Source organism: Seleniivibrio woodruffii (genome assembly GCF_029267515.1).
Taxonomy (GTDB): domain Bacteria; phylum Chrysiogenota; class Deferribacteres; order Deferribacterales; family Geovibrionaceae; genus Seleniivibrio; species Seleniivibrio woodruffii_A.
This window is the reverse complement of sequence record NZ_JAJUIS010000003.1, coordinates 229337-247098: the sequence shown is the minus strand read 5'-3', so window position 1 is coordinate 247098 and position 17762 is coordinate 229337. Positions and strand designations below refer to the sequence as shown.

General features: G+C 47.0%; 12 protein-coding genes. 9 read left to right on the top strand and 3 right to left on the bottom strand.

All coding sequences use genetic code 11. The features are described 5' to 3' along the window. From Q7P67_RS05140 to Q7P67_RS05130, 3 genes are read left to right on the top strand one after another with little or no spacing between them, the layout of a single operon-like run. The gene (locus Q7P67_RS05140; protein WP_303850847.1) at positions 1-486 is read left to right on the top strand and encodes a chemotaxis protein CheD; all 486 of its coding nucleotides are present in this window, start codon (positions 1-3) and stop codon (positions 484-486) included. A 1-nt stretch (position 487) separates the two neighbouring features. After that, the gene (locus Q7P67_RS05135) at positions 488-1558 is read left to right on the top strand and encodes a chemotaxis response regulator protein-glutamate methylesterase (protein WP_303850846.1); all 1071 of its coding nucleotides are present in this window, start codon (positions 488-490) and stop codon (positions 1556-1558) included. 4 nt (positions 1559-1562) lie between these two features. Continuing rightward, the gene (locus Q7P67_RS05130; RefSeq protein ID WP_303850845.1) at positions 1563-3914 is read left to right on the top strand and encodes a PAS domain S-box protein; all 2352 of its coding nucleotides are present in this window, start codon (positions 1563-1565) and stop codon (positions 3912-3914) included. Between the two features lie 58 nt (positions 3915-3972). Here the strand turns inward: Q7P67_RS05130 and Q7P67_RS05125 are convergent, their stop codons facing one another. Both Q7P67_RS05125 and Q7P67_RS05120 read right to left on the bottom strand, forming a co-directional pair. After that, positions 3973-7077 carry a PKD domain-containing protein gene (locus tag Q7P67_RS05125; RefSeq protein WP_303850844.1) on the bottom strand — a complete coding sequence of 1035 codons (3105 nt, stop codon included), beginning with the start codon at positions 7075-7077 and terminating at the stop codon, positions 3973-3975. Positions 7078-7376: 299 nt separating this feature from the next. Continuing rightward, positions 7377-8606, bottom strand: a complete 1230-nt coding sequence (locus tag Q7P67_RS05120; RefSeq protein ID WP_303850843.1) for a hypothetical protein — start codon at positions 8604-8606, stop codon at positions 7377-7379. A 316-nt stretch (positions 8607-8922) separates the two neighbouring features. Here Q7P67_RS05120 and Q7P67_RS05115 point away from each other — a divergent pair, with 316 nt between their 5' ends. Further along, a complete protein-coding gene (locus Q7P67_RS05115) occupies positions 8923-11826 on the top strand; it encodes a transporter substrate-binding domain-containing protein (protein ID WP_303850842.1) in 2904 nt (967 codons plus the stop codon). Here Q7P67_RS05115 and Q7P67_RS05110 read toward each other — a convergent pair. Then, a complete protein-coding gene (locus Q7P67_RS05110; protein WP_303850841.1) occupies positions 11814-13175 on the bottom strand; it encodes a sensor domain-containing diguanylate cyclase in 1362 nt (453 codons plus the stop codon). The genes Q7P67_RS05115 and Q7P67_RS05110 overlap by 13 nt on opposite strands. A 209-nt stretch (positions 13176-13384) precedes the next feature. Between Q7P67_RS05110 and Q7P67_RS05105 the strand changes: the two genes are divergently transcribed. From Q7P67_RS05105 to gltA, 5 genes are all read left to right on the top strand, one after another. Further along, the gene (locus tag Q7P67_RS05105) at positions 13385-14536 is read left to right on the top strand and encodes an iron-containing alcohol dehydrogenase (protein ID WP_303850840.1); all 1152 of its coding nucleotides are present in this window, start codon (positions 13385-13387) and stop codon (positions 14534-14536) included. Positions 14537-14721: 185 nt separating this feature from the next. After that, positions 14722-14949 carry a DUF1456 family protein gene (locus Q7P67_RS05100; RefSeq protein WP_303850839.1) on the top strand — a complete coding sequence of 76 codons (228 nt, stop codon included), beginning with the start codon at positions 14722-14724 and terminating at the stop codon, positions 14947-14949. Then, the gene (locus Q7P67_RS05095; RefSeq protein ID WP_303850838.1) at positions 14939-15151 is read left to right on the top strand and encodes a DUF1456 family protein; all 213 of its coding nucleotides are present in this window, start codon (positions 14939-14941) and stop codon (positions 15149-15151) included. Before Q7P67_RS05100 ends, Q7P67_RS05095 begins: the two co-directional genes overlap by 11 nt. A gap of 238 nt (positions 15152-15389) precedes the next feature. After that, entirely contained in the window at positions 15390-16244 is an 855-nt protein-coding gene (locus Q7P67_RS05090; protein ID WP_303850837.1) for a sulfide/dihydroorotate dehydrogenase-like FAD/NAD-binding protein, read from the top strand. After that, the gene (gltA, locus tag Q7P67_RS05085) at positions 16244-17728 is read left to right on the top strand and encodes an NADPH-dependent glutamate synthase (RefSeq protein ID WP_303850836.1); all 1485 of its coding nucleotides are present in this window, start codon (positions 16244-16246) and stop codon (positions 17726-17728) included. The genes Q7P67_RS05090 and gltA overlap by 1 nt, the downstream gene beginning before the upstream one ends. Positions 17729-17762 lie beyond the last annotated feature (34 nt).

Below are 17762 nucleotides of genomic sequence, written 5' to 3'. Positions count from 1 at the left end.
ATGATTAACCAAGCCGACAGCCTGTATCTAAAACCGGGCGAAATTTTTTATGCAGATACGCCTATGGTTGTAAACACAGTGCTCGGCTCCTGCGTAAGCATCACCATGTTCGTCCGCAGGCTGGGTATAGGCATGATGAGCCACTGTATGCTCCCCTCCTCCACAGAAGCCCTTAAACGCGGGGAGGATATTATGAAATACGTTGACTGCGCTGTTTTGTATATGAACAAAACAATAATCAATGCAGGCGCGGAAAAGAAAGAGACCGAAGTGAAAATATTCGGCGGGAGCAATATGTTCACAGTTTCCGATGACGACGCAGGGGTGGGAAACAGAAACGTTACCGCCTCGATGACGATTCTCAAAAAACTCGGATACGTCATCACCGCAAGCGACACCGGAGGGCAGTTTACCAGAAAACTTTATTTTTCGCTGGACACAGGAACCGTATACCTTAGAAAAATATCAAAAATTCAGGGGTTATAAAATGGGCAGATTAAAAGTGCTGGTTGTCGATGATTCCGCAGTTGTGCGGCAGGTGCTTACCGAGATACTGCTGTCCGACTCTGCGATAGAAACTGTTGCCGCCTGCCAGGACCCTTTTGCAGCGGCGGAAAAAATGAAAACCTTCGTGCCGGACGTCATAACTCTGGACGTTGAAATGCCCCGTATGGACGGCATAACCTTTCTGAAAAAACTCATGTGCCAGCATCCGATTCCCGTGGTCATGTGCTCCAGTCTTACGGAAGAGAACTCCGCCACCGCCCTTAAAGCTATTGAATACGGTGCGGTGGATATCATACAAAAGCCAAAATCAGGAACAAAGGCATTCCTTGAGGAATCGAGAATAATGGTATGCGACGCGGTTAAGGCGGCGGCAAAGGTGAAAGTGAACCGGATGTGCAACGTATTCCGCGAGATACCGCCGAAACTCACAGCCGACGCCGTGCTTGAGGCGCCCACAGGACACGCCATGATAAAAACCACTGAAAAGGTCATTCTTGTCGGTGCGTCCACAGGGGGTACAGAGGCGCTGAGCGTATTTCTGCAGGGACTACCTGCGGACAGCCCCGGAGTTGTGATTGTTCAGCATATGCCGGAAAACTTCACAGCCTCGTTTGCAAACAGGCTGAACGGGCTTTGCCGAGTCACCGTTAAACAGGCGGACGACAACGATACCGTCCTGCCCGGCAGGGTGCTCATAGCCCCAGGCAACAGGCACATGCTAATAAAACGGAGCGGAGCGAGATATTACGTTGAAATAAAAGACGGACCTCTTGTCAGCAGACACAGACCCTCTGTTGACGTTCTTTTCCGCAGCGGCGCACGATATGTCGGCAAAAACGCTGTGGGTGTCATTCTGACCGGAATGGGCGACGACGGCGCAAAGGGTATGAAAGAGATGAAGGATGCCGGCGCTTACAACATCGCGCAGGATGAAAAAACCAGCGTTGTCTTCGGTATGCCGAAAATGGCTATCGAGGCGGGCGCAGCCGACATTGTTCTCCCTCTGGAAAATATATCCGGCGCTGTTCTGAAGCAATGCGCCGCATGGTGATAATATGCTCCATCTGCTGAATGATTCCGCCACTGTAATAATAGCTGCGATAACCCTTTCGTTCACCTTCCTGTTCATATACTACAGTGAGGGAAAGCGCTATCTGCTGCTCTGGAGCATCGGATGGGGTATAAACTCCATCTCTGTACTTTTCCGCACCCTCCCCATGGTTTCCCCAGGGCTGGATCATTTCATCATCCTGTCGATGGCGTTGAACTACGCCAGCAGCATTTTCATAGGTCTGGGCGTTTATCATTTCGTATACGGCAAAATTCCATCGCTTAAACTGTCCGCTCTGATGCTGACCGTCACACTGCTACCCGGATTCATACGCCTTGACGATCCGGAACACGCATTAATCGTTATAGTCTACACTTTTGCAGGTTCGGTTTTCGCAATGTCCGGTCTGGTGCTGATAAGAAAGGTAAAAGGCATCGGCAGTAAAGTTGCAGGAACATCTTTCATCGCGTGGAGCGTTATGATGTTCATAGTGATCATCTTGCACAAAGATGCTGATATTGCATACGAAAGTATGCAGTTGACTGTGTTTCTCACTTTGTTATCCGCCCTTGGCATAGTTATGATGCACTTCGAAAAGATGCGTTCTGATCTGGACAGCACAAACAGTATTCTCAGGCAGCTTTCGGAAACCAACAGGGACATAGTTTTCTCATTAAAACTAAGACCGCGCCCGCAGATAGAATACATAAGCATGTCCTCCCTGCGCCTGACCGGCTTTTCCCCGGAAGAGCTTATAAACAATCCTGAAAGACTCGAAGCTATACTGGACAACGACAGAGTGAAGGAACTAAGGAAGATAGCCGACGGACATGATATAAAAAAGAATCTTCGCGATTCATCACGGATAACAACGAAAAACGGTACCGTTCTGACGTTCGACCTGAACCAGACAGTGATTTACGGCATGGACGGAAGACCGGAGAGCATCATCGGCATAGCCCGCGACATAACGGAAAAAGCGCAGGAAATGGATCGGCTGGCATCGGAAAAAACATGGTATGAGCTTATCTTCAAACGTTCAGGCATAATGACCATGCTTGTTGACATCGGCACAATGACCATAATAGACACAAATTTTGCAATGAACAGCTTCTATTGCTATCAGCATGACGAAATCCAGAAAATGCACATACGCAGACTGTTCTGCACCGATGAGGACTATCTGGACTTTCTGAACAGCTTTGACGAAGGATTACCTTTCCAGTGCGAAAATCTTATTGCGGACGGAACCGCAGTGCACGTCACGCTCCATTCCTCACCTCTGAAATTCGACGGAAAAAACTACATGTTTGTAACCGTGCTGGACAACACCAGCGAAAGCTATCTCGCATATGAACTTTCCAGCATACGCAGCCTGCACCGATCCATTCTGGAATCACTCAACGAAGGCGTAATAGGAATCAACAGGGAAGGAACTATCTTCTTTATAAATAATTCCGCTGCGGAAAAATTGGGATACCACCCTGATGAACTGCTTTATAAAGACCATCACAGTTCGATCCACTACAAAACTTTTAACGGAGAAACCCACAGCTCGGAATGTGAGATACTCTCCTGCCTTTCAAAAGGCGAAAACATACGCAACAGAAGAGACAGCCTTGTACACAGCGACGGACATCTGATACCGGTCGTTTATAACTTCAGTACCCTGAGAAACGAAAGCAGCAGCATGGGAGTTCTCATTTTCAGAGATATAACTGAGGAGCTTAAATCCGAGGAGATGATTTTAAGTTCACTGGAAGAGAACAGAGTGCTTCTTAAAGAGCTTCATCACAGAGTAAAAAATAATTTCCAGATGATATGCAGCCTCCTTTCGCTCCATGCGGAAGAACTTGATAACTCACCGGAAAAGGACTTCATAAACGAATGTGTAATGAAGATACTTTCAATGTCGCTCACCCACGAACTGCTGTTTGAAACCAACAGTTTTTCAAAGCTGGGGGCAAAGCTGTATTTCGAAAAGATGCTGGACAACCTGCTTCGCGCCAGCAACATTATGGACGAGATGTCTGTCAGCACTGATATTCAGGACATAAGCCTGACTCTCGACGAAGCTGTGCCCTGCGCACTGATCATAAACGAACTCTTCACAAACTCAGTTAAATACGCAAAATCGGAAGATAAAAAACTGGAAATAGGTATCAGTTTCTTTTTGCAAGGGAATGAAAAAACGCTGATTTTCAGTGACAACGGCTGCGGCATAGGCAGCATAGAGAATTTCGGAAAAGAGACGTCATACGGTCTTATGATAATAAAATCCCTCGCCCGCCAGCTTAAAGGCACGATCAGTTTTGAAAACAGGAACGGTCTGTCAGTAACCCTTAAATATCAATAAAAAATATCTTACGAATGTTTTGGAGCCCTGAATCTCACAGGGCTCCAAAACCTTTTTATTATCTGTTGCGTGTCATAGGTTTAGATGTTCCCACAACATATTTTGATTTCTTAACGGTTTTACTTTTCGTATCGTTGAGATTCATGATCGCATCAACAATACCTGAGCTTGAAGCTCCTAGATTAACCACAAGACCTCCGGTATCTGAGGCTATCTGCGAAACGTCGTTTATCGTATAGCTGGTAGGGATAAGTCCCACAACCTTTATACCCTTTGCATTGAGCGCCGCGAGAGTCTCCGTGTATCCGTGACCGGGATAGTCGGTTTCCACATCAGAGTTATGGAATGAATCATCGGTAACGAGGAAGATGATCTTCTGCGCCTGATCAAGCCATCCGTCACTTGTAGCAAGCTGATACAGAGCCTCAAGCTGTGATTCAGGGCTGTCGTATCCGTTGAGTATACCCAGCGCATTTATGGCATCCACAGATTTACTTGTTATGTAGCTCAGCGCGGAATCATAGCGGAAAGAGTAGTCGTATGATTCGCCGTAAGGATACTGCGGATAGTCAGAGAACGATGCAACACCAACCTGAACATTCGATCCGAGAGTTGAAAGTGCACCGATGATTGATGTTCCGAGGCTCTTGAATGTACCAAGGTCATCATCATAACTTCCGGACACGTCCACAAGGAATACAACATCCGTAAATACAGTCGAACTGGATGTGGGATAAACTTTTACGGTTTCGGTTGCAGTGTTGCCATCCTCATCCGTAACGACAACGCTTACTGTTTTTTCACCGACACTGGAATAGGTGTGGGAAACGAGACTTTCACCGTCAAAAATGTTTCCGTCGCCGAAATCCCAGTAGTATTTCATATTAACGGATGAAGTGTTATCGTCGGTCGCTTTCGCCTTAAAAATATACTTTGACGGATCATCTTCCGTCCTGATACTGGTTATGGACACTTTCGGTGCTCCGCTTTTAACAACGGGAATTGTGAATTTTGTGTTCATATAAGCGGAGAACGTTGAAAGATAGAGATCCAGCTGCCTCACATCATGGGGCAGTACAACCGTAAACTCTGAACCGAAGCTGTCTTCCTTGAAATAGGCATCTTTTGAAAAATCATCGTCACTGAAAGTGGTTTCAGACGACGATTCTCCATATCTCTGTATGCCTCTCGTCCAGTCCGGTGTGCTTGTGAAATTATCCTTGCTGATATAAAGATACTGTCTGTACGCTAGTTCAACGCTTTTGCCTGCGGCAACCGGATCTGAATACTGGAATCGCACATCCGCCTGCGCAGCAAGCATTTCTCCGATCTCGATAAAATAGCCTACGTCGGCATTTTTTCTGGCAACGTCGTCATATCCGGGTGCGTTCGCTGTGAAGGACACTGTAAGCGTATCACCCTCGCCCGCTATTATGGGATCTGTCTTTCCCGTATTGGTGTTATATGCTTCTGTGCCGTTAACTTTGATGATCACAGAACCGACACTGGGGATGGACATGTCCTCAATATTACCATCCTTGACGAAAAATTTGATATCGTCAGGGGCTGTAACCATGTCATATGCATAAGGAATCAGCTTGTTTCCGTATGCAGCTATTGCGAAACCGCTTCCGAAAACTCTTTTTGCGATATTTTTAAGAGCCGCCTTTACGAAATCCTGGCTGGAATCAGCAACCATCTCCATAAGGGCATCGTCCAGATCATAGGTCTCAGCCATTCCATAGAATGATGAAAGTTTCTTGACCCAGAAGGAATAATCGCTGACGTCTTTCTTTGTGAAGGCTATAAGGCAATTAAAAGAAGCGGTACCGCTGTCCAGACTCGCAAGCAGATGCGTTTTTAAAGCTGCAATAGTTCCGCTGTCTTTTGTTTTAATTTTTTTGATAAGATCGTTAAGAGAATCTTCTCCGTATATATCTTTTACGATGGCATCAGCTTTATAAGCGGAATCAGGCAGGCTCCCGAAAAACATCTCAGTGTAGTCTGCAATTCTCTGGATGGTCAGACATATATTGTTGATTTCAGGGTCATCAATACCACCCTGTTCGTTTATCTCTCTGGCAATATATGCGACACCGCCTATGATGGCTGTAGCGTCGCCCACGTTCTCCTGAATAGCGCCTGCAACATCTCCTACCTTATATAAAATCTTTCTAAGTTTGGTAGAGTTCGTATAATCCGCTGTAACGCCAAGCCCTTCCACAAGCAGACCGAAACCTTTTATCGTATTATACCACGCCGCGGCACCCTCTGCTGTTGAAACCTGCAAAAGGTCATCCGCACCACCTCTGACCAACGTAACAGGATACGCTGAATCCGAAGTTGTGTGTATCATCGAAAGATTGATACGGGACTGCTCTGTCGATCTGGCACCTACATAAGGCCAGTCCGCGGAGAAAGTAAGGTTAACAAGCCCCTCCTTTGCTGCCACGGTATCGAAAAGAGTGTCACTGTCTGCATATGCGGTATAAAATACCGCTTTAGGGTTCGAAACTGTCATAACACCGCTTGCGACATCAGCAGTAAACTGATCATCACTAAGGGAAGCCGCTTTTGCAGTTTTGTATTCAGCAGCTTTATAAAGCACGGATCTCATTTTCGGCGAATTGTTGATCTCCTGAATGATACTGACGGTATACTCTGAAAGAAGAGGATACACCAGCGGATCAAGAGGAGCCGCAGAACCGCTCTCTATATTGGTCTTGATAAGAAGTGTAAGATCATCGAAATACTCTGAGTTTTTGATGATATCCACAGCCGCCTCCTGTCCCTCCGCGCTCATTCCAAGAAGCCCCGGATCCATAAGGACATATGCCACAGCTGTCGTCTCATAACTGATAACTACATCGGTATCCGATGCAAAAACGGGAGCCATCAGAAAAAGTTCATCACCTTTGATAACAGCAACCGTATCTTTCGCCTGACGTTCAACGGTTCCGTTGTCTCCGCTGGACACAGATGAAACAACTTTAAAAGTATCATCTAGCGTCAAACTGACGTCGGAACTCACTGCATAATCAACAGTTTTGTCTGACGTTTCCGGCGACAGGGAAGAGTCGTCACCGGAACCTTTTCCTGAGCTTCCGCCGCAGCCGGTAACCAGCACAGCTGCAACTAATAGAAGAGCATAAACCAACCTCATCGTCAACCTCCTTACACAACATTATCAATCAGCACAAGCCACTATTAAATAGGGACAAAACACTAATGCACTGAATTAATATATTTCAATAACACATATCAATAGTTCATAATCTTATAAGCTGAAATCTAAATTTCTGAAATGTGATTTTTAATGTGATTTTTCGTGAATATTATGTGAACGCAGAAATAAATGACCAAGTTTGATAAGATTTCTGAAATAAACAGTTTTTTAAACACTTACGGCAACAGCAACCCGAAATATTGTCTCTTTATCATTTTGTCATAAGCAAAGGTCTCTTACGAGACCTTTGCTTCCGTATATCTGAAAAAGTCCTCGAACTGATTTACGAACTTTAAGCATTGATGATATTCACCGGCACTGACAGCTGTCGGGTATTCCCTGTCAGCTTTAACTGTAATATCTTTTGAAATGCACATCCGACCGCCTCTGGCATATTCGCAGTTTCCATTTGCGCAAAGTATACGCACAGAACACGGACTCCCATCAGCTCCCCATATTAAGGTTTTGCTTTTACAAACTTTTGAAAGCCTGCGGGCAATCTCCATTCCTTTAAATCTGCGCTCACCGAGAAAAATTTCTCTGAGGCGGGAAACAGAGACTTCATCTGCATAGCCTTCATCAGCAAGATACTGAATCTGTGTGTGCACCTGAGTTTCTGCCGGAGCCATACCGCCGCGCTCCAGAAGTTTAATGAATATATGTGCGGTGACAATACTTCTGACAACAGAGTTGTCGTTTGTGATTTTCTGCAAAGAGGTATTGCCGGATATATCAAGAATCCTTTTCATATCTTCGTCGTTCTGGCAGAGGGAAAGATGTCCTTTCCCGTGTTTCAGAAACAGATAAAACAGCAGAGAGGCACACATAAAACGCTGCATGGGGGCACTGTCACTTCGCAGAACAGTAACGGAATTCTGCATGTTAAGAGCCGCGCTGCCGCAAAGAACTGCCATAGCCGCGGTATTTTCAAGCAGAAGCTGACTGTTGTGCAGATCCTGAAATATCCTCATGCCGTCCCTAACACCGGCAGTCGATGCAAACATCTTCTGGAAAGACGCACTTATAAGCCCTTCGAAGCGCTTGTCTTTTCGTATAAGAGCAGAGGCATATCCGCCGAAAACGGGGTGCTTCTGCGCCGCCTCGATAATAACGTCCGTAACTCTTTTGGTCATATACTGTCTGGAACCGATGATAGCCGTATCCTTAATTTCAAGCACAATGGGTGATGTTGCAAAATTGTCGTCCGCTTTATGAAGCCCAAGTAAAAGTGAAATATGTCTGTAAAGCGGGCGGGAACTATCCAAAATTTTGATTTTTCCCTTGGAATCAGTAAGATCCTCTGCAAGAACGGTATTAACTGAAAACATCTCTTTTCCGCATCTGCGGAGCAGATTTGATACTGAATCTATCCCTTCCGTGCGCAGTTTTTCGCGCAGAACAGACTCTCTTATACCCGTTGTAGCGGAAAAATAGTCGAAGATACTTGAATAGGTCAGAATTTCCATGATAATAACACTCCGTCATTTTTGTGTGTAAGTCATAATATGTGAATCGCGGATAAAAAAGCCAGATAAAATATGTAAATTTCTGTGAAAAAAGAATTAAGATACAATTCGTCTCTTAAACAATTAAATGATTAACCACATGATGCACCTGTTAAATTCACAAAAAGGACAATTATGTCCGGACATTTTTTTCACATAAAAAAAGCTGTAGTTCACACCGCGCAGCGTCTGAAATCAACTTTTTTTATGGAATTTAAATTTTGTAAAGTGTAAAATCAGTCATATCCGGTCTTAAAAACAAGCGGAGAGCATTATTATGGTGAAATTATCCAGATTTTTTACTCTTTTTTGTCTTCTCGCTCTCCCCTCTATGATGCAGGCATGGGCAACGCCCTCTTTCAGTCAGGAGGAAATGAATTTCATAGCTAAAAAGAAGTCTGTCATTATCGGCGTTGTTAATGACAACGAGCCATACTCTTTTTTCCGAGACGGAACCGAAAAGGGGTTCTCTGTTGATTTTCTCCGTATGCTGGAAAAGAAATCCGGGCTTAAATTGACAATACGCATGGGCAACTGGACGGATATCTATAACGCTTTTCTCGCAGGACAGATAGACGTTATAGACGAAATATCATACACGAAGGAGCGGGCGGAAAAGATACTTTTCACAGAACCGTATCACTACAGAAAGACTGTTTTTTTCAAACGGGCAGATGACAGCAGATTTACCGCAGATTCTCCTGCGAACCTGAAAGGCAGGAAAATAGGTGTTGCAAAGGACATTTACTATCTTCCCATACTGCGCGAAGCAGGGCTTGATACTGTAGAATACAGCAACTATGCAGACCTGATGAAATCCCTTGCTTTCGGCTGGACAGACGCCGTTGTCGCCAGCGAGCTTACAGGTAAATTCATAGCCCGCGAAAACAGTCTGCCAAACATAATTTCCGCAGGAAACGCGGGTATAGGCAAATTACAGGACGAAGATTTCAGACTAGGCGTCCGCAGAGATGAACGCATACTTTTTTCCATAATGGAAAAGACGCTGAACTCAATTCCTAAATCAGAAATATCGGATCTGGAAAAATGCTGGGCTACTTTCAGCGGAAGGGAGATCACAAAACCGGATAAAATAAAACTCACTCATGAGGAAGAGCAGTTCATACGTTCTCACTCTGCTTTCTCCGTGGGTCTCATGCCGGACTATTCCCCGTTCAGCTTCGTTTCAAACGGCGAATCTGCCGGGTACACACTCTCACTGCTGGATATGATAAGCAGACAGACGGGAATCACCTTCCTCTATTCCGTTAACAACTGGTCGTCGCTGCTGCACGGTTTCCGCGACGGCAAACTGGACGTTATAGCCGATATCACCTATACGAAAGAACGTGCTGACTACACCCTCTTCACAGACGAATACTTCCGCATCCCGAACGTTGTCTTCATCCGCGACGATTTCGGTTCATATACCGGTCTCGGATCGCTAAAAAACAGGCGGGTCGGGATCATGTCTGAAATATTTTATACAAAAACACTGAACTCTCTTCTTAACAGCCCCGCAAAGGAATACACCTCGCAGGACGAGATGATGCGCGACCTCTCCTTCGGCAGGCTGGACGCAGTTGTAACCGCTCTTAACGCCGGAAACAACATCATAAAGAAATACGCACTGGTAAACCTGAAAATAGCCGGTGCATTCACACCGGAAGGGGTCAGCATGGAGGATCTGCGATTCGGCATAAACCCTAAATATCCGCTGCTGCACTCCATAATAAAGAAGGCAATGGCGGGCATCAGCCCCGAAGACAGGCTCCGGCTTGAAAACCAGTGGATAACAGCAAAGGTGCCCGAAAGCGCCAGCCCGAACCAGCTTTTCACCCGTGAAGAGCTGCTGTATCTGAAAAACAAAAAAGTCATACGCATGTGCGTTGACCCGAACTGGATACCATTCGAACAGCTTAAAGGCGGAAAGACCCACGTCGGCATAGCTGCAGATTTTTTCGCATTGATAAAACCAAAACTCCCCGCCGAGATAGTCATCGTTCCCACAGCGTCTTGGGAGGAGACCATGCTCGCCGTTAAAAGCCGCAAGTGCGACATCCTCTCCCTCGCCATGAAAACACCGGAGAGGATGAAATATCTCAACTTCACAAAGCCATATCTTGTGGTTCCGAACGTTGTTGCAACATCTGTAAACGAACCATTCATCGACGGGCTGGAAAGCGTTATGGACAGAACATTCGGCTCAGTTAAAGGCTATGCCATAACCGAAGTGCTGAAACGCACATATCCGGGACTTAAAATAGTCGAGGTCAAAAACGACGAAGAGGGTATCCGGATGCTCCAGCAGGGCAGGATATACGGATATATAGGCACTATGCCCTCGATCGGCTATCAGATAAGCCAGCAGAAGATAACGGACGTTAAAATATCCGCCAGACTTTCACAGGACTGGGAGATGGGTATCGCCGCAAGAAACGACGAACCGCAGCTTACCGCCATATTCCAGAAACTGATAAACACAATCAGCGAAGACCAGAAAAACCGCATACTGGGCAACTGGCTCAGCATAAGATATGACCAGAGGATCGACTACAGCCTGCTTATCAAGGTTGCGGTGATGGCAATACTCTTCATTGCCGTTATGCTTTACTGGAGCACAAAACTGAAAAGGCTGAACAAAAAACTCACCGAGGCAAACATTCTCCTCCAGGAGCTCAGCGAAAAGGACAGTCTGACAGGACTTTACAACAGACGCTATTTTTCTGCTAACGCCGTTCAGGTGTTCGGCACATGCCGCAGGGAGGGCGTGCGGTTTTCCATGGCTATTCTCGATCTTGATCACTTTAAAAGGATAAACGATACTTACGGGCATCTGACCGGAGATCTCTGCCTGCAAAAGGCTGCATACGTCATTAAATCCCATTTCCAGAGAGAGAACGACACAGCGGCAAGATATGGCGGAGAGGAATTTGCCGTGTACACCACTGGCGGGGAAGAGAATTCACTCAGACAGTACATGGAAACGGTACGAAGCGACATTGAAAAAATATGTGTGGACGTTGACGGCGTATGTATCCGCATGACTGTGAGTATCGGCGTTTTCAGTATTATACCTGACAGCGGAGACACTCTGGACGAAGCCGTGCGCAAAGCGGACGACGCCCTTTATAAAGCCAAGGAAAACGGGAGAAACAGGGTTGAGACCTATTCCGGCTGATCCTCTGCCACGGTTCTGTTGCGTCCGAGCCTCTTCGCGGCATAGAGCCTGTCGTCTGCTTTTCTTATAAGCCCGTCAAGGTTTGCAATGCCCTCGTTTACGCTGGTCACCCCTATGCTGACTGTGCAGCTTATCCTTTCGTTGTTATGCTCCGTCACGGCATATTCAATACTGTGTCTTATCCTTTCCGAAATATCCACGGCATCTTTAAGTCCCGCTCTCGGCAGAAGTATAACGAACTCCTCACCGCCTATGCGGGCGAAAATATCGTCTTTGCGCAGATGTTTAGTAACTGTTGCAGCAACCATAACGAGCACTTTGTCGCCTACTGAATGACCGTATCTGTCGTTAATTTTTTTGAAGAAATCTATATCGAACATGGCAGCGGAAAGTTCCGAGCCGTCTTTTCTGCTGGCGGCAATGAGCTGCGCGCCCTTGTCTTCGAAATACCTTCTGTTGTAAATCCCTGTGAGCGGATCTGTGGTTGCCAGCAGTTTAAGCACCTTATTGGCGTTTTTAAGCTGCACCTCAACCTCGTGTTTCGCCGTCATATCGCAGAAAGCTATCACAACACCGGTAACACTGTCGCCATCTTTAACCGGAGTGGCGATGGCACGCACAGGGAATTTTTCACCGGTCTTCTTAAAAAGCCATGTAACCTCATCTGATTTCATGTTTTTAGCCAGTGAACGGTGGATTATGCAGTCGTCTCTTTCGTATACCCTGCCGTCCTCGTGGTGGTGGTGGAACAGAGCGTGAGTCTCTTTTCCAAGGACTTCGTGCTCTTCGTAACCAAGTATACGCAGCGCCTCCTGATTTATAAACGTGCAGTTGCCGTTGAGATCAACGCCGTAGAGTCCCTCGCCTACGCTGTTGAAAATGAGTTCGCGCTCTTTCAGCCGCTCCATTTCCAGCATCTCCGTCCGGAGCTCTTCTTCTGCCTCCGCAAGACGCGTGACCTCTATGGCGAAAACACTTATTCCTGCTATGCAGCACTGCCCGTCATAGAGGGGCTGGTATCTGTCCTCCCAGTACCTTCCGCCGTAAACCTCCCTTTCCGTAAACCTTTCGCCGGCAAGGGCTCTGTTAAAATTATAACAGGCTCTGTTTCTGGCGTCTTCGCAGCCGATGTAGTCGAGCATACATACACCCTGCTCTATGTCGCAGTTCCAGAGCGCTTTCATGGCATTTTTGTGGCTGACAGTAAAGGAAACATACCTGTATTCCATGTCCAGAGCGAAAATAATAACCCCGTCCGGATCCGTCATAAGCGAACGGAGCAGGATTATATCATTGTCGGTTATCTGTAAACTGATGCAGGTGTCCGGTGATGCTCCGTTTGCTTTCATGACACACCTCAAAAAGATAAAAACAGTCTGCTTGTTAATTAATATTATACCTGAATACAAATTAATCAAGTTGTCAGCTATTTAAAATTTAACAAGGCGGTACTATTCACATCTCAGAATTATAGGATTGTGCAAAGATTTTGCACGAACCGCACTTCCAATCTTCGAAAACACGTCTATATTCTTTATTCAGATAGAACGGAGGGAATATGACCACTTTTGAAAATTTTGACTACTACAACCCCACGAGGATAATCTTCGGAAAAGACACAATCGGTTCCATATCAAAACTGATCCCGAAAGACAAAAAAGTTCTGTTCATTTACGGCGGAGGCTCCATCAAATCCAACGGAGTATACTCTCAGGTGACAGAGGCGATGAAAGAACATACCTGCACGGAGTTTTCAGGCGTTGAGGCGAACCCCCACTATGAAACCCTGAACAAAGCCGTTGAGGCTGTGCGGGAAAACGGAATAGATTTTATACTTGCAGTGGGAGGAGGCTCCGTTATCGACGGTGCGAAATACGTTGCCGCAGCGGCACTGTATGACGGTGACGGCTGGGATATACTTGAGTGGAAACATAAAGTTAAGAAAGCGCTGCCCATAGGCGCTGTGCTGACCCTTCCTGCCACAGGTTCCGAATCCAACGGCGGTTCAGTCATAACGAAGGCCGAAACCCATGAAAAACGCTTCTTCAAATCAGAAGCGGTCTACCCTGTGTTCGCAGTTATGGACTATACCGTAATGACAACACTAAGCGACAGACAGCTTGCTAACGGCATGGTGGACACCTTCGTCCACACGACAGAGCAGTATCTCACCTATCCCACTGACGGTATGGTTCAGGAGGGGTATGCGGAGGTGCTTCTGCGCAATGTTGCCGCACTTGCTAAAGACTGGGAAAACAGACGCACCGAAAGCTGGCAGAAAAACCTGATGTGGACTTCCAATCAGGCGCTTAACGGACTTATCGGACTTGGTGTTCCGCAGGACTGGGCAACACATATGATAGGTCACGAACTGACCGCCCTTTACGGGCTGGATCACGGACAGACGCTGGCAATTATTCTGCCTGCCGTTCTGCGCCAGATGCGTCTTCAAAAATCAAAAAAACTGCTGAAAATGGGCAAAAACGTTTTCGGACTGGAAGGCGCGGCTTTAACTGAGGAACACACTATTGAAAAGATAGAGGAACTCTTCCGCAGTATCGGCGTTAAGCTGACGCTGAGCGAATACGGTATAAAAGCCGACGTTGAAGCCGTTGTGAACGCGCTGAAAAGCCACGGCATGACAGCCCTCGGCGAAACGGGAGCTATCACACCCGACGTTTCCTCCTGCATCCTGCAAAGAGCACTTTGATAGTTACGCTGTCTTAAACTTGCTTTTTAGAACCAAGCATATCAAGGCGGAGGAAGAAAAAGCGGCTGAGTGTACATAAACAAGTACATGATGACGGTTTTTCTTCCGACAACGCCGAGATGCGAAGCGTTATAAAAGGCAACAAATAACTTTACGAATCGCCAGCCAATCTGTATTATACCCCCATGAACAACAATGATATACTTCGCCGCATCCGCTATGCCATGAACCTTAACGATAATAAAATCCTGAAAATACTGGATATGGGAGGTCATCCCATTAAACGTGAAGACATCCCCGCAATCATGTCCAAAGAGGAAGACCAGGACTATCAGGAAACCTCCGACGAGATTCTGAACGCCTTTCTGGACGGCTTCATAACATACAAAAGGGGCGTTAAAGATGAGAAATAACGACATAGTGAAAAAACTGCGCGTGGCGCTGGAACTGAAAGATACAGACATCATAGAAATATTCGAAATTGGCGGCGTGAAAATTACAAAATCAGAAGTGTCCGCATACTTCCGCAGACCCGATCACCGCAATTTCCAGGCGCTTGGCGACCAGCACATGAGGAAATTTCTCAACGGTCTCACAAAAAAATATCGCGACTGATGAGCGCATAAATCCAACAAAACAGAACGACGTTTTCAATACATCTAAAAAATCCCTTTTTCATCCTCTCAGCTATTTACAAATATCTGTTTTGAGCAATATTAAAAAATAGCATAACATCCATTCAGGTTTTAAAACATCATTAGGCGCAAAGGCTGGGCTATGGCGCATAAATATCTTGCAATTAAAGAAAATCTGACTGAAATTAGCATTTCGGAACAAATATCTGAGGTAAAAAATGAGCAGAGTATTGGAAAAAACACAGCTTTCCCGCGACGTGTTTCAGCTTGTGCTTGAAGCACCGGAAATAGCGCGTGAACGGCGTGCGGGACAGTTCGTCATTTTGCAGGCGGACAGCGATTACAGCGAGAGGATTCCCCTCACCATAGCCGATGCCGACGAAACGGTCGGCAGCATAACGGTCATTTTTCAGGTAGTGGGCAAATCCACGCTGAAACTGGCACAGCTTAATGCGGGAGATGTTGTGGAGAATGTTCTGGGACCTCTGGGGATGCCAACGCATATTGAAAAGGTCGGCACGGTGGTCTGTGTCGGCGGCGGAATTGGTGTTGCACCCCTGCATCCAATTGCGCAGGCGATGAAAAAAGCGGGCAACAGGGTGATAATCATAATGGGCGCGAGAACTAAGGAACTTCTCATCCTTGAGGACGAAATGCGCGCCATAGCGGACGAGTTCATCGTCTGCACAGACGACGGCTCATACGGACGCAAAGACCTCGTTACAGTCCCGCTGAAAGAGATATGCGAAAAGGGCGGCGTTGACCTTGCTGTTGCCATCGGTCCCGCAATAATGATGAAATTCTGCGCGGAGACAACCCGTCCGTTCGGCGTTAAAACGTTTGCGTCGCTGAATACCATTATGGTGGACGGCACGGGGATGTGCGGCGGATGCCGTGTCACCGTCGGCGGAAAAACAAAATTCGTATGCGTTGACGGACCGGAATTTGATGCCCACGAGGTCGATTTCGACAACATGATGCTCCGCCAGCGCTCTTACAAGCCGCAGGAGCAGGAGGCAAACCACAAATGCCGTCTTCAGCAGGCGGTGGACGAACTTCAGGAGCATAAATAATGTCATACATACCCGCAGAGAAACTGCGCGATGAGGCGCGGGAACTCATAGAAAAAATTGATTTTTCAGCACTGAAACCTAAGGACAGACTCGCCATCCCCATGCAGGAGATGCCCGCGCAGGAACCTTCCGTCCGTGCGAAAAACATACAGGAAGTCGCCATAGGTTACTTTGAGGAGCAGGTCAGACTTGAGGCGGAAAGATGCCTCCAGTGCAAAAACGCACCCTGCATAAAGGGGTGTCCTGTTGCAATCGACATCCCCGGATTCATCAAAGCCGCAGCAGAGGGCGATTATCAGAAATCCGTGAACATCATCAAAAATAACAGTATGCTCCCCGCAATCTGCGGACGCGTCTGCCCGCAGGAGACACAGTGCATGGCGGAATGTACAGTGGGCAAATCGCTGAAAGACATGGATAAATCCGTGGCAATCGGACGTATTGAGCGTTTTGTCGCTGACTGGGAGCGGGAACAGGGCAGAATGTCACTGCCGGAGATAGCGCCCGCCACAGGCAAAAAGGTTGCGATAATCGGTTCCGGTCCTGCCGGACTGACAGCGGCTGCGGACGTTCGAAAGGCGGGACACGAGGTCGTGCTTTTCGAGGCTTTTCATAAGCTGGGCGGAGTCATGATATACGGCATCCCCGAATTTCGTCTGCCCAAAGTTATCCTCGACAAAGAGATAGAGAACCTCCTTTCAATGGGGGTCACAATAAAGAAAAACTTCCTCGTGGGACGCACCAGAAAACTGTCCGACCTGCTAGAGAAAGACGGTTTCGACGCAGTGTTCGTCGGCACGGGCGCAGGTCTGCCCAATTTCATGAACATAGAGGGCGAAGGATTGGTGGGCGTTTCGTCTGCAAACGAGTTCCTCACCCGCGCAAATCTTATGAAGGCGTACACTCCCGATAAAGCCGACACGCCTATTTTCACAGGCAAAAAGACAGCCGTTGTGGGCGGCGGGAACGTCGCCATGGATGCGGCGCGTATGGCTCTGCGGGTCGGTGCCGAAGAGGTTTACGTCATCTACCGCAGAACTGAAAAAGAGATGCCCGCACGACGCGAGGAGATAGCCCACGCCAAAGAGGAGGGAATCACCTTCCTGTTCCTCACCAATCCGAAACGTATAATCGGCGACAAGGACGGCAAGGTTACCGGCATAGAATGTCTGAAATACGAGTTGGGTGAACCGGACGATTCCGGCAGACGAAAACCTGTTGAGATAAAGGGCAGTGAATTCGTCCTTGAGATGGACAGCGTTATCATGGCGCTGGGTAACTCTTCAAACCCGCTGATAAGCCATACGACACCTGAGATAAACGTCAACAGGTGGGGCAACATCCTTGCGGACGGCGACCAGAAAACATCAATGGACAGAGTTTACGCAGGCGGGGACATAGTTCTCGGCGCGGCAACTGTGATTCTTGCCATGGGAGAAGGGCGTAAAGCTGCTGAATCGATAAATAAGCTGTTAGCTGAATAACGATATAACGAGACTGCTTCGCCTGCGGCTCGCA